The following is a 13755-nucleotide window of genomic DNA, read 5'->3' on the forward strand; positions in this document are numbered from 1 at the left end:
TCTGCATGCGGGTTTATTTACCGGCCAAAATGTTTTTAGCCAGTTTCAGCAGCTGGGCGCTGATGCGCGTGTTGCCGGCGTTGGCGGTTTCCAAGTTAATTTCGAAGCTGAGCCGGTTGCCGTCCTGGATCAAACCTATGGTGCCGCCCTGGTTGATAAACCCGGCTTTGTCGCTGACGCTGACTACCGGCGAGCCTTTTAATTCGCGGGCGTAATCGCCCGGATTATCGGCGGTATCGATAAAGATCAGATGGCAGGATTTTATATCTTTGGGTGATATATTGCGGGCGATATCCAAGGGCTTGCCGTTCACCGTTTTGCCTTCCAACATCAATAAATGGTCGCCGAAATCGGTATGACTGCTCAGGCACAAGGTATAACGATTCGGTGTGGTTGCCGACTCCGGCCATTCGATAAACTTAAAGAAATTGTATAAAAATGCCACTTTTACCGCTGCTTCGCTGGCCGCTTCGGCGTGGCATAGATGGCCGCTAAACAGCAAAGGCAGCAACAGCATTTTGCTGACTAGCGTGATGGCTGCGAATCTTGGTTTTTCCGGGGCGCACAGGCACGACGCATCGCAACTGCGATTTCGGCACAATCTTGCATAGCGATGGCGCAAGATTCGACTCATGTTCGACACCGGTTCTTCGCTCTATGCATAGTGTCGGGCCGCTTAGAAGTCCCAGCGCAAGGTGCCGTATACCTCGCGTTGCACGGCTGTGGCGGTGGAAAACATATCCGAGCCGTATTCGAAATGACTGCTGTTCAGCAAATTCCGGCCCACCAGCGCCAGTTCCACGCCCGCGCCCAAGTCCCATCCCAAACGTGCATCCAGGTCTTGATAGGCTCTGGATTGCGCGCCGTTAAGGCCGGTTGCATCCGAATAACGCCAGTTCAGATCCAGCTTGAGTTGCGGGGAGAATTGGTACATAGACCAGAGCATGGCTTTATGGGCCGGGTAGCTGTCTCCGGAGATCAGCGTGGTGTTGGCAGGTGCCAGCGGCGACAGGCGGAAGCGTTCTTCTTCGTGGCTATAAGTGGCACGCAATTTCCAATTTTCAGTCGCTTGCCAATCGACACTGATTTCCCCGCCGTAGACTTGTACATGCCCGTAGTTGTTATAATCCAGCGTCTGCAACATATAGCCGGCGAAGCGTTGGGTATTGGGGGTCAAGCTGGCGTAATCGTCGTAGCTGTAATGATACAAGGCTACATCAGTACTGAGTTGGCGACTCAGTTGGCCGCGCCAGCCCAGTTCGAAGCCGAGCATTTTTTCGGCGGTCAAGTCGGGGTTGCCGGTTAGGTTGCGCAGCACAGGCACGGTATTGCCGCGTATCGTGTATGGCTGGGTTTGCAAGCCGTAGGAAATATTTTGCTCCACCCAATTGGGCGTGCGCACCGAGCGGGATACCGAGCCCCAAAACGAATGTTGGTCGTCGGGCGTCCACAGCAAGCGTGCGTTGGGTTGCACTTCGAATTGCGTGACCGGGTTGTGCTCCAGCTTGCTGCCCAAGGTCAAATGCCAACGATCAGGCACCAAGGTAATATCGTCCTGTCCGAACAGGCTGTAGATACGGTCGGTGCGATTGTTGGCGCTCATGGAGATTTGCGCGCTGTCCTCAAAATTATTCAGATTGAAACGCACGCCGCTGCCCCACACCAACATGTGGCTATCGTTCAGCTTGTAGTTATGCTGAAAATCGACATCGATATTGTCTATTTGATATTCCGAATCCAAGTAAGGCGATTTCCGGCTGTGCCTGTCCCAATACATGCGTAACACGGTATTCGAGTCCGAGCTTTGATGTTGTTCCCAGCGTGCTTGGATGTAATGGCCGGAGAACAATTGGTCCGTCGGTAATTCCCGAGAAAAGGGCGGCGCCAGCACTGGCGTCTGTTGGGATGTTAATGATGGGAAGTGTTGCAGGGCGCCATTGCTCTCGCCGAGGAATGCATCGCCTTGCAAACTGAGTTTGTTGGTAAAGTCGATGGCTTTGTCGTAACGAAAACCGATTTTGCTCATCTCGCCTTCATCGCCGGCCTTAGCGCTGCTGCCCAGGGTTTTTGAGTCGCCGTAGTTAGTGTGGCGGCCGTAGACTTTTAGATAGGCGTCGCCGCCTAAATCGGCGCCATAGCGCAGACCGCCGCCGTAGCGTTGGCTGCCGACATGACTGGATAGCAAACCGCCTTGCGTGTCTTTGGCTGATTTAGTGATGATGTTGATGACGCCGTTGACCGCATTGGCGCCCCACAAGCTGGCGCCGGGGCCGCGGATGACCTCGATGCGTTCGATGTCTTCCATCATCACATCTTGTTGATCCCACCATACTCCGGAAAACAGCGGGTTATAGACGCTGCGGCCGTCCACTAACACCAACAATTTATTGACAAACTGGCTGCTGAAGCCGCGCATCGATACAGCCCATTTGTTGCCGTCCACTTTAGCAACGTGCATACCCGGCACCACCCGCAAGGCTTCCGGGATGGTTGTAGCCCCGGTTCGGCGGATTTCTTCGTTGCTCAATACAAACAGGGCGGCGGGAACGTGTTTAATGTCTGTGGGCACCTTCATAACCGAGGTCACATCGAGATTCATCAATTGCTCGACACTGAGGCCGGTCAAATCCGGTAAATTATCGCGTTCAGGCTCTTGATTGGCGGCGTGCGAGGTGGATTGTCCCAAATACAAAAGCGCTCCCAGGCCGATAGCCCAAGATTTCCGTCGATGAAACGCCTTTTTCATATGATCGGCCCTTTTTTAAAACGTCAACTGTAGTTTCAAACGAAATTCCCTGCCGTTCATCTGTAACAGGTCGAAGCGGTCGCTGTTTATCAGCATTTCATAGTGGCTGTCGAACAGGTTATAAACCCCAAAAGATACATCCAGGCCACGCATCAATCGATCCGTGCTCACATTCAGATTGACCAGATTGTAGGCATCGGCTTTGCCGCTCTGAAATGTCTTGCGGTCGCCGATGTATATATTTTCGATGCCGAGCCGGACAAAATCGTCGAACAAAGGCTCAGCATAGTGTAATTTGAAAATATTTTGCGGCGAACCGTAAGCCCACACTCCTTGTCTGGCTTCGTTGGTAAACAAGCTGTAGGTGTAAGATGCTTTGAACATTCTGCCGCTGTCCCAGCGTTTTTCCGCTTCCCATTCCGCACCGTAGGCGTGGTATTTTCCAACATTGTCCAGCAGCGCCGTATCGGGGTTGGCTTTTAATAACTCGGTGATGTCGTTGTAAAACAAGGAAACCAGCAGTTTCAGCCCGGCATGGGAATGCCATTCGGCAATCGCTTCGTAGCTTCTGATTTGCTCTTCTCTAAGTTCGGGGCTGACGCCATAATAGTAGTTGTTGTAATCCAGATTCCAGGCATGCGGGGCGCGAAATGTCGAGCTGTACAGCAGCTTGAAGGTGGTACTCTCCAAAGGGTTCCATATCAAGCCCAGACGCGGATTGAGTTGCAGGCGTTTGAGCATGTGGGTCTGATCCAGGCGCAGCCCGGCGCTGAAAACCAGATTGTCCAGTAACTGGATGTCGTCTTGAGCGTAGAGTTCGACGCGGTGGCCGCTGAGGTCGCTATCCTGATAAATCTGATAAGGGTCGGTAACATAGCCGAATTGGCGCTGGGTTTGGTCGTATTGATATTCCAAGCCGAAAAGTAGTCTATGTCCGTCGAATACGCTAGTCGTGAGTTGTGCTTCGCCGCCCCACCAGCGGCCGCTGGTTTGGTCGTGATAAACGTAATTACCGAAGTCATTAAACGGGTCCTCGGCCATGTAATCGTAGCCCTGATAAAAACCCTTAGCCATGAACGAGGTCTTCGCGTTCAAGGCTTTTTCATATTTCAGATTGGTGAAAAATTGTCTGTCGTAAGTATGCGAGGTGGGATCGTTGAAAACGGCACCGAAAGCCGCGGTCGGCACCCGCTTGTAACGATCAACAAAACCGCCGCTGAGGGTGAATTCTTCGAATTGCATGCGCCCGAACAAGCGGTCCGCGCGTTCGGTATCCATGTTATGCGCGATACCGTTGTTGGTACTTGGGTCGTCGAAAGCCGGGAAATATAAATCTTCCACGCCCTGGGTATCGAAATGCGATGCCGACACCAGCACATCGGCGCCGTTATCGAATTGCTTGCCGTAGCTGACGCGGCCTTTGTAGGTGTCAAAACTACCCACTTCACCGGCTATTTGCGCCCCGTTCAAGGCTTTGCCTTTTTTGGTGACCACGTTAATCAAGCCCAAAAACGCATTGGCGCCGTAAATGGTGGAACCGGAACCGGGAATAAATTCGATACGTTCCACCAAGTCCATGTCCAGCATGAATTCCTGGCCGATATTGCCGGAGTCGAAGATGTTCTCGTTCATGCGCTGGCCGTCGATCATGAACAGCACACGGGAATTGTAGTCGCCGGACTGAATAAAGCCGCGCACGCCGACAAAGCTATAGTTGCGGTCGTTGCTGGTGAACAAGCCGCGCATGCTGTTCAGCGCGTCCGCCAGCGCGCGCCAGCCGAAAGTGCGTATGTCGTTTGCCGTTAAAATCGAAACCGAGCTGGGGGCTTGACTGGCTTTTTGACCCAGCCTGGAAGCGCTGATGATTTCCACATTCAGCAATTGCTCAATGGACAGTTCAGTTAAATCTTCGGATGCCTTACCGGCCGCTTGCGCGGTAGCCAAAGGCATCAACAGCATACCTAGGACGATCAGCGCGCGCATTGAAAGTCTTGTCTAGTGGGGAGCGGGGACATGGATAATGATAAGACTCAGCTTAGTGCGCACAAACTGTCGATTAACGCGATATATAAAAACGATTATTTTACAATAGATTATTGTCGTTCAAGCTAGTTAGATTTTAATTCTGGTATTTTTAGGCAGGGATTGGTTGGAGATGCTGGAAAAGGCCGACGTATCGTTTTGAGATAGTCTGATTGGTTTTGTTTGGGTGAACGCCATCGTTCTCCCGGGGCCGCATGGCACGACAACCCTATTAGCTGAGGTCGTTACTGACGCTTTTCGGAAAACAGGTGTTTCCTCCTACTTACGTTAAGGCCTTGCAAGGCAAGGCCTGGAATTCCTTGGCTTGATAGCAATATTGCTATCAAGCCGGACAACCTTCCATTTTGTATATGAAGTAACCTTGGCGATTGATCGTGTCAATCACATTAGCCGGTGCTTGTTGAGTATGGCAAAACCGACATTCCTTGCTGGAGACCACCGCATCGCTTTCCCCGATTGAAGATAGCCACTGTTTGGCATACTGAATGGCTTGCTCACTGTCCTTGCTGGCGGTAAATACATCAAAGTGCATGACATGGTTGTCGTGTGCTTTTACATAGGTATCGTAAACGTGGATTTCCATCAAAAACTCCCGGATGAATAAAGTAAAAATTGCTCGATGCCATTAACAAAATGGCCAGATAAAAAACGTCCAATGCGGTTTTTCGGTTCGGCGTTGGTCAGGCATTCCCTAAAGGTTTGGTGTTCGGAATTCTTTGACAACGTCATGAGAAAGATGCCGAGATGACGGATTTACATCCGTCATCGGCAGAGATCCGCAAAAACGTTCCCCTTGGGGTGAAAACGCTTCAACGGATTCACTAAAATTCTATAACAATATCGAATCGATATAAAAAGGTTTTTCATTATCCCGATTTCAGCCATGTATTCATACCATCGCGAATGCAGTAACTGTCCATGTTCGCTGATGATATGCCTCAATATCGCCAATAATTACGGAACTGGATGTACCTATACATGCGGCGCGAATGGTCGTCGAATGACTAGCGGTTTTACTTGAACTGAAACCGCAGCGTATTGCGCGCAGCCTGCTAATGGCAAAGGCAGCGCGACTTGAAACCGACTAATTGACGTTAAGCAGACTGTTCGACAGCTAACGATGTTGGGTTTTTAAAACAGTCCCCAATCCCTGTCCGCCCAAATTAATTCATTCCGGCTCGTCATAAATCTCCGATATTTTACGGGGCGGAGCGTCATAGTGCGCCGCGCTTCGAAACCGGCCGTTTAGTAATCGGGTACGCCGATTAGCAGCTAACGCGAGGAAATTGGCTTTGACGACCTGGAACGACAGATTAGGATGCGGAGTTTGCGGGTATCGGCGCTGGGGACGTGTTCAATTTTGTTAAATTGCATAAGCCCATATCGTCGGCCAAGCGATTGCAGGCGCTGATCAACGCCTTGATCGATGCGCTGACGATATTGGCGTCCATGCCGACGCCATACGCCGTGGTTCCGTTCGCTGTCGCCAGTTCGACGAAGGCGCAGGCCTGGGCATCGCCGCCGCCGCCGACCGAGCGTTCTTCGTAACTGCGCACCGACACTGTGCAGCCATGGCAATGCAAAGCCTGGACGGCGGCGGCTATCGGGCCGTTACCCACGCCGGTTAATGTGCGCGGTTCGCCGTCCGATTCGATTTGCAGCTGTATGCCTTGGCCTTGCGCGTGCTCGAACAATTGATGGCTCCGGTAGCTCAGCGGCTTTGCCAAATCCAGATAGGTCTGGGCAAATAACTGCCACAACGCTTCCGCACCGATTTCGCCGCCGTGGCAGTCGGCGTGCTGTTGGACCTCCCGCGAAAATTCGATCTGCAAACGGCGCGGCAGCACCACGCCGTAATGGCTTTCCAGCAAATGGGCGATGCCGCCCTTGCCGGATTGGCTGTTGATGCGGATCACCGCGTCGTAGCCGCGGCCGACGTCGGCCGGATCGAACGGCAGGTACGGCACGTTCCAGACGCTATCGGGCTGCCGGGCGGCAAAGCCTTTCTTGATGGCGTCCTGGTGCGAGCCAGAAAATGCGGTGAAAACCAACTCGCCGGCATAGGGTTGGCGCGGCGGCACGCTCAAGCCGGTGCATGTCTCGAAATCGCCCACCACCTTGTCGATGTCGGAAAAATCCAGGCCCGGCGCCACTCCCTGGGTGTACAGATTCATCGCCAGCGTCACCAAATCCACGTTGCCGGTGCGTTCGCCGTTGCCGAACAAGCAACCCTCGACGCGCTCGGCGCCGGCCATCAACGCCAGTTCGGCGGCGGCCACCGCCGTGCCACGGTCGTTGTGCGGGTGCACGCTGAGGATGACGCTGTCGCGGCGGGCGATATGCCGATGCATCCATTCGATCTGGTCGGCGTAAACGTTCGGCGTTGCCGTTTCCACCGACGACGGCAAGTTGAGGATGATCTTGTTATCCGGCGTCGCGCCCCAGGCGGCGCTGACCGCATCGCAAACCTCGACGGCGAAATCCGGCTCGGTGGCGGTGAATGTTTCCAGGCTATATTGCAAGCGCCACTGGGTTTGCGGCTGGTCGGCGGTCAATTGCTTGACCAATCGCACCGCATTAACGGCCATCGCCAATACCTCGGCCCGGCTCATGCCCAACACCTGCTCGCGAAACGCTTGGGAGGTGGCGTTGACGATATGAACGATGGCCGAGCGCGCGCCGTGCAAGGCTTCGACGGTTCGGCGCAACAGCGGTTCGCGGGCGTGGCTGAGCACTTCGATGGTGACGTCGTCGGGTATCAACGCCTGGTCTATCAAGCAGCGCACGAAGTCGAAATCGGTTTGCGAGGCCGACGGAAACGCCACTTCGATTTCCTTGAAACCGATGCCGCACAAGGTGCGGAACAGACGCAGCTTGCGTTTGGCGTTCATCGGTTCGAACAAGGCTTGGTTGCCGTCGCGCAAGTCGGTGCTCATCCAGATCGGCGCTTGGCGGATCGTGCGATTGGGCCATTGGCGGTCGGCAAGCGCTATCGGCGGGAATGGACGGTATTTGCGGGATGGGTCGGTCAACATGGCTTTTAACTCCTCAAAACGGTAGCCGATAAGATAAGCCAAACCTTCCGCTAGGCGATTGCGTTTATAATTTTTAACAGGCCAGGTATTGATAGAATATTGCTGTATTAATTGATAATGTTTTATTTAATTGTTTTAGTGAGTAGATAAAGGGCATTTTATGGAGCTGGATAGATACGACAGGCAAATCTTGAACATCCTGCAAACCGACGGCCGCATCAGCAACCAGGAATTGGCCGACCGCATCGGACTGTCGCCGTCACCGTGTTTGCGGCGGGTTAGAGCGCTGGAGGAGGGCGGCCTGATCGTCGGCTACCGGGCGCTGCTGGATGCCAAAGCCTTGGGTTTGACGCTGATGGCCTTGATTCACATCTCGATGGACCAACACACGCCGGAACGTTTCAGCACCTTCGAAGCGGCGATCGCCGGCATTCCGGAAGTCCTGGAATGTCTGCTGATCACCGGCCAAACCGCCGACTACCAGCTCAAGGTGGTGGTCAAGGACTTAGATGCCTACCAGGAGTTACTGCTGAAGCGCATCACCGGTATTGCCGGTGTCAGCGGGGTACATACCAGCTTTGTGTTGCGGCGGGTGGTGGATAAGACGGCGTTTTCGGTTGGGGAAGGGCTTTGACTATTCAGAACGGGTAGGCCGCTTCGTATAAACTGCGCCTAAACACGGCGACTGACAGCGGACCAGCTGTCTACACTTCGATAACTTTCAAGCAATTTTCCTACCGTTAGGCTTTCGCATGGTACAAACCTCAATCAGCGGCAACAAAAAGTATTCGCCCCGACCGTTACGCCCGTGGGTGGCAGGGGCGCAAGTAGCAGCCGAAATTATGAATCCGGCCGTATTTAACCAAAAATGAGAAATCCCCCTGCTCTGCCGGGGAGACAGCAGAAGTTTGACATTTAGAGGAGTCCATCCGGAAACTCGAGAGCGTGAGCCGCCAAGCCAACGCAAGAGGAGAACCTGATGGACGAGAACGAAAGCTTAATCCACTCGAAATGGGTGTCCAAATATCACGTTGTGTTTATTCCGAAGTGCCGTCGCCGGACCCTGTATAGTGTGTTGCGCAAGCATTTGGGCGAGGTGTTCCGAAGGCTAGCAAGCCAGAAAGAAAGCCGAATATTGGAAGGGCACTGGATGCCGGATCATGTGCATATGTTGATCTCTATCCCGCCGAAATATGCGGTGTCGCAGGTGATTGGCTATATCAAAGGGAAGAGTGCGATTCACTTGGCCCGTATTTATGGTGAAAAGAAGCGTAACTTTGTCGGTCAACATTTCTGGGCGCGAGTGTATTTTGTTTCGACAGTGGGCCGGGACGAAACGATGATACGGGAGTATATCCGCCATCAAGAACAGGAAGACCAGCGGATCGAACAAATGAACCTTTGGCAATGAGTCGCCGCTTGTTGGCGGCTAATGGCAACGGGCCGCGTTAGCGACCCTTTTTACCGCTTTGAGCGGTTCACAACATAAAGCCCCCGGCTTTGCCGGGGGATATTTACCTTTACCCAGTTTTCAACCCGCAAGCCCGGCACTCTAAGATATTCCCGTTCGTTGTTGGTTATCAAAATCCAGTCTTGTGATCGCGCATGGGCGGCCAGGCATAAGTCGTTATTGCCGATTGGTTGGCCGATTTTCTGGAGCTCGGCGCGGATCTGTCCGTAATGGTCGCCGGCTGGTTCGGGTAACTCGCAGACTGGAATCAGGCCGGTCAATTCGGCTAGTGTGGCAATCGCGTGCTCGCGTACCTGGCTTTTCTCAGCGCCGACGCGCAATTCGCCCAAGGTGATCACCGACATGGCGAGTTCGCTGGCGGAGTGGCGGGCGAATCGCTCGCGTACGGCTGGCGGCCGATGTTTGGCGATGTAGATGCAAATGTTGGTGTCCAGCAGATAACGCACTGGCATCAAAATGCCTCGCGTTCCTGCGGCGGGCTGTCTTCCCGGCCTTCGGCCATGAAGTCTTCCGGCAACGTACTGAGCGCGTCGAATATGGCTGTGGCGTTGGTTGGGGTTTCTCGTAACACGATTTTGTCGCCGCGGCGGAATATTTCCACACGGTCGGCGTTAAAGCGAAATTCCTTGGGTAAGCGCACAGCTTGGCTGTTGCCGGATTGAAAAATACGGGCGTAGGTCATGGTCTTACTCCGTAAAATGTAAATACTGTCAGTATATACTTGTTTGTCTGGAGGAATCCAGAAACGAGAAGAGTTGCCTACTCTTGGCAGTTATCCAAGCTCCTGCTTAGATACCGAATCCAGTGAGCTAGTGCTTCCCGAATTATTTGAGAAAGCTAGAACTTTCAAGGCTTAGTGACCAAGCAGGAGCTTGGTCACCAGAGAATCTCGGCAGGCGATTAATTTTCAATAATCCTTAGGTAGCCGCGCCACCAACTCGCCCCAACCAATCACGATGTCCGGCAGAATGCCGACTTGGGTTTCACCTTCCAATGGATAAAGTTCGGGCTTACCGTATTCGCCGTTTTGCAGGCGGTAGATGGTCAGCAGGCGGTCGATGGGGTGGACCAACCAATATTCGCGGACGCCGGCGCGCTGATACAGGTCGCGCTTTTTGATCTGGTCGTGGCTGGCGGTAGACGGCGACAAGACTTCCACGATCCAATCCGGTGCGCCGCGCACGCCGCGTTTGTCCAGTTTGTTAGCGTCGCAGACCACCAGCACGTCGGGTTGCACGACGTTGGCTATCAGCTCGTCTGCCTCGTCGCGTTTGGGTAGGCGCACGTCCACCGGCGCGATGAAGGCGCGGCAGGATTTGCCTTGCAGTGCCTGGCGGGCTTGAAAATAGATTTCGCCGGCAACGTCCTGATGCGGCAGGTCAGGTGCAGGGGACATTAAAAATGCATCGCCGTCGATCAATTCGTAGCGCAAGTCGTCCGGCCATTGCAAATAGTCGCCGTAGGTGTGCTGTTGCCGGTCTTTTAAGGCTAAACCCATCATCGTTCTCCTGCTATTTCTCTGTTAGTCAAGCATCCTAATGAGTCCGCCGTTTGTCGGCAAGCGGCGCTACTCGAAAAATCGCTTCAGATAAGTCCCGGTATGTGAGCTCTTATGCTTGGCGATTTGTTTGGGCGTGCCTTCCGCCACCAGCACGCCGCCGCCACTGCCGCCTTCCGGGCCCATGTCCACAATCCAGTCGGCGGTTTTGATCACGTCCAGATTGTGTTCGATGATGATTACGGTGTTGCCGTGGTCGCGTAGGGTGTGCAGTACGGTAAGCAATTGCTTGATGTCGTGGAAGTGCAGGCCTGTGGTGGGTTCGTCCAAAATATACAGCGTGGTGCCGGTGTCGCGTTTGGATAGTTCCTTCGCCAATTTCACCCGTTGCGCCTCGCCGCCGGACAGCGTCACGGCGTTCTGGCCCAGCGTGATGTAACTCAAGCCCACGTCGATCAATGTTTGTAGTTTGCGGGCCAGACTGGGTATCGCGGAGAAGAATTGGGTGGCGTCTTCCACGGTCATTTCCAGCACTTCGTGGATGGTCTTGCCTTTGTAGCGGATTTCCAGGGTTTCGCGGTTGTAGCGCTTGCCGTGGCAGATGTCGCAGGGTACGAAGATGTCCGGCAGAAAGTGCATTTCTACCTTGATCACGCCGTCGCCGGCGCAGGCTTCACAGCGGCCGCCCTTGACGTTAAAACTGAAGCGGCCGGGATTGTAGCCGCGCGAACGGGCTTCCGGCACCGCCGAAAACAGCTCTCTGATCGGCGTGAAAATCCCGGTGTAGGTGGCGGGGTTCGATCTTGGCGTGCGGCCGATCGGGCTTTGGTCGATGTCGACCACTTTGTCGAACTGCTCCAGGCCTTCGATGGCCGCGCACGGCGCCGGAATACAACTGGCGCCGTTGATGACGCGGGCGGCATGGCTGTATAGCGTGTCGTTAATCAACGTCGATTTGCCGGAACCGGAAACGCCGGTGACGCAGGTCAGTAAACCGACCGGGAAACTGGCCGTGACGTTTTTCAGGTTGTTGCCCGATGCACCCTTAATCGTCAATTGTCGGGCCGGATCATTGGGCGTGGTTTTCTTCGGCACGGCGATGATTTCCGCACCGGATAAATAGCGGCCGGTCAGCGAATTGGCGTCGGACAGAATTTGCGCGGGTGTGCCTTGCGACACAATCTGCCCGCCGTGCACACCGGCACCGGGGCCAATGTCGACCACATGATCGGCGGCGCGGATCGCGTCTTCATCGTGTTCGACCACGATGACGGTGTTACCCAAATCGCGCAAACGATACAAGGTATTCAGCAAGCGTTCGTTATCGCGCTGGTGCAATCCTATCGACGGTTCATCCAGCACATACATCACGCCCACCAGGCCGGCGCCGATCTGGCTGGCCAGGCGGATGCGCTGGGCTTCGCCGCCCGACAGCGTGTCGGCGCTACGGTCCAGGGTCAGATAATCCAAACCGACGTTAACCAAAAACTCCAGCCGCTCCTGGATTTCCTTATTGATCTTGGCGGCGATTTCGCCACGGTGTCCGGGAATGTTCAAGCCCTGAAAAAAGCCCAAGGTTTGTTTGATGGGTAAGCGGGTGACGTGATGCAAAGGTTGCTCTTCGACAAACACGTTGCGGGCACCAATATTCAGCCGTGCACCGTCGCATACCGAGCAAGTCTGTTGCGCGAGGTATTTGGACAATTCATCGCGGACCATTTGCGAATCGCTCTCGTGGTAACGGCGTTGCATATTGGGAATGATGCCTTCGAAGGCATGGCGGCTGGTTTTCGGTTTGCCGTTGCCCATCTGGAAGGTAAAGCTGATTTTTTCCTCGCCGCTACCGTACAGAATGGCCCCCTGTACATCCTTAGGGATATGCGAAAACGGCGCTTCCGGATCGAAATGGTAATGCTCCGCCAATGCGCAGATGATTTGGTAGTAATAGGCGTTGCGCCGGTCCCAGCCGCGCACTGCGCCGCCAGCCAGACTGATCTCCGGATTGTGCACCACCAGTTGCGGATCGAAGTGCTGGCGCACGCCCAGACCGTCGCAACTGGGACAGGCGCCTTTCGGGTTGTTAAACGAGAAAATACGCGGTTCCAGTTCGCTGAGACTGTAGCCGCAGTGCGGGCAGGCATAACGCTCGGAGAACAACAGTTGCTGATCGTTTTCCATCGACGCGGCAATTGCCAAGCCTTCCGACAAACGTAGCGCAGTTTCGAAGGATTCGGCCAAACGCAACTGGATGTCGTCCCTAATTTTGAATCGGTCGACGATCACTTCGATGGTGTGCTTTTTCTTTAAATCCAGGGCAGGGGGCTCGTCCAGCTCGTAGACTTCGCCGTCGATGCGGGCGCGTAAAAAACCCTGGGCTTTCAAATCTTCCAGTAGCAATACATGCTCACCCTTGCGGTCATTGATCACCGGCGCCAACAGCATCCAGCGTTCGCCCTCCGGTTGCGCCAGAACCTGATCGACCATCTGGCTGACGGTCTGCGCTTCGAGCGACACGCCGTGTTCCGGACAGCGCGGAATGCCGACCCGCGCGTACAACAGCCGCAAGTAATCGTAAATCTCGGTGATGGTGCCGACCGTGGAACGCGGATTGTGCGAGGTGGATTTTTGTTCGATGGAAATCGCCGGCGACAAGCCTTCGATATGGTCTACATCGGGTTTTTCCATCATCGACAAAAATTGCCGGGCGTAAGCGGACAAGGATTCGACGTAGCGGCGCTGGCCCTCGGCGTAAATGGTGTCGAAGGCCAGCGATGATTTGCCGGAGCCGGACAGGCCGGTGATGACGATCAACTTGTCACGCGGCAAGTCCAGATCGATGTTTTTCAGATTATGAGTGCGGGCGCCGCGTATGCTGATGGTGTCCACTGTTGTGCATTCCTGTTTTTTTGATCAACTCCATACTATACGGGGAACGGTGGGCGTTGGGCAAAGAGCTATTTGC

General features: G+C 54.3%; 11 protein-coding genes. 2 read left to right on the forward strand and 9 right to left on the reverse strand.

All coding sequences use genetic code 11. From position 1 onward, the window contains the following. Positions 1–13: 13 nt before the first annotated feature. The 5 genes from ACH5Y9_RS06620 to leuA form a co-directional block, all read right to left on the reverse strand. Positions 14–634 (reverse strand): YfiR family protein, encoded by a 621-nt coding sequence (locus ACH5Y9_RS06620; RefSeq protein WP_445369009.1) that lies wholly within the window; start codon positions 632–634, stop codon positions 14–16. A 42-nt stretch (positions 635–676) separates the two neighbouring features. Beyond that, positions 677–2746: a TonB-dependent receptor plug domain-containing protein gene (locus ACH5Y9_RS06625; protein WP_445369010.1), complete on the reverse strand. Its 2070-nt coding sequence runs from the start codon at positions 2744–2746 to the stop codon at positions 677–679. Positions 2747–2761: 15 nt separating this feature from the next. Further along, positions 2762–4729, reverse strand: coding sequence for a TonB-dependent receptor plug domain-containing protein (locus tag ACH5Y9_RS06630; protein ID WP_445369011.1), 1968 nt, complete (start codon positions 4727–4729; stop codon positions 2762–2764). A 382-nt stretch (positions 4730–5111) separates the two neighbouring features. Beyond that, positions 5112–5372 (reverse strand): DUF2024 family protein, encoded by a 261-nt coding sequence (locus ACH5Y9_RS06635; protein WP_033156411.1) that lies wholly within the window; start codon positions 5370–5372, stop codon positions 5112–5114. A 730-nt stretch (positions 5373–6102) separates the two neighbouring features. Continuing rightward, the gene (gene leuA, locus ACH5Y9_RS06640) at positions 6103–7824 is read right to left on the reverse strand and encodes a 2-isopropylmalate synthase (protein ID WP_445369012.1); all 1722 of its coding nucleotides are present in this window, start codon (positions 7822–7824) and stop codon (positions 6103–6105) included. A gap of 160 nt (positions 7825–7984) precedes the next feature. Between leuA and ACH5Y9_RS06645 the strand changes: the two genes are divergently transcribed. Both ACH5Y9_RS06645 and tnpA read left to right on the forward strand, forming a co-directional pair. Then, positions 7985–8458, forward strand: coding sequence for an Lrp/AsnC family transcriptional regulator (locus ACH5Y9_RS06645; RefSeq protein WP_445369013.1), 474 nt, complete (start codon positions 7985–7987; stop codon positions 8456–8458). A gap of 345 nt (positions 8459–8803) precedes the next feature. Then, positions 8804–9235 carry an IS200/IS605 family transposase gene (gene tnpA, locus ACH5Y9_RS06650; protein ID WP_445369014.1) on the forward strand — a complete coding sequence of 144 codons (432 nt, stop codon included), beginning with the start codon at positions 8804–8806 and terminating at the stop codon, positions 9233–9235. Positions 9236–9285: 50 nt separating this feature from the next. Here the strand turns inward: tnpA and vapC are convergent, their stop codons facing one another. From vapC to uvrA, 4 genes are all read right to left on the reverse strand, one after another. After that, entirely contained in the window at positions 9286–9747 is a 462-nt protein-coding gene (vapC, locus tag ACH5Y9_RS06655; RefSeq protein WP_319960729.1) for a type II toxin-antitoxin system tRNA(fMet)-specific endonuclease VapC, read from the reverse strand. After that, positions 9747–9977 (reverse strand): antitoxin, encoded by a 231-nt coding sequence (locus tag ACH5Y9_RS06660; RefSeq protein WP_445369015.1) that lies wholly within the window; start codon positions 9975–9977, stop codon positions 9747–9749. The genes vapC and ACH5Y9_RS06660 overlap by 1 nt, the downstream gene beginning before the upstream one ends. A gap of 225 nt (positions 9978–10202) precedes the next feature. Next, a complete protein-coding gene (locus ACH5Y9_RS06665) occupies positions 10203–10796 on the reverse strand; it encodes a Uma2 family endonuclease (RefSeq protein WP_319960731.1) in 594 nt (197 codons plus the stop codon). 66 nt (positions 10797–10862) lie between these two features. Beyond that, positions 10863–13679, reverse strand: coding sequence for an excinuclease ABC subunit UvrA (gene uvrA / locus ACH5Y9_RS06670; protein WP_445369016.1), 2817 nt, complete (start codon positions 13677–13679; stop codon positions 10863–10865). Positions 13680–13755 lie beyond the last annotated feature (76 nt).

Source organism: Methylomonas sp. BW4-1, from assembly GCF_052474385.1.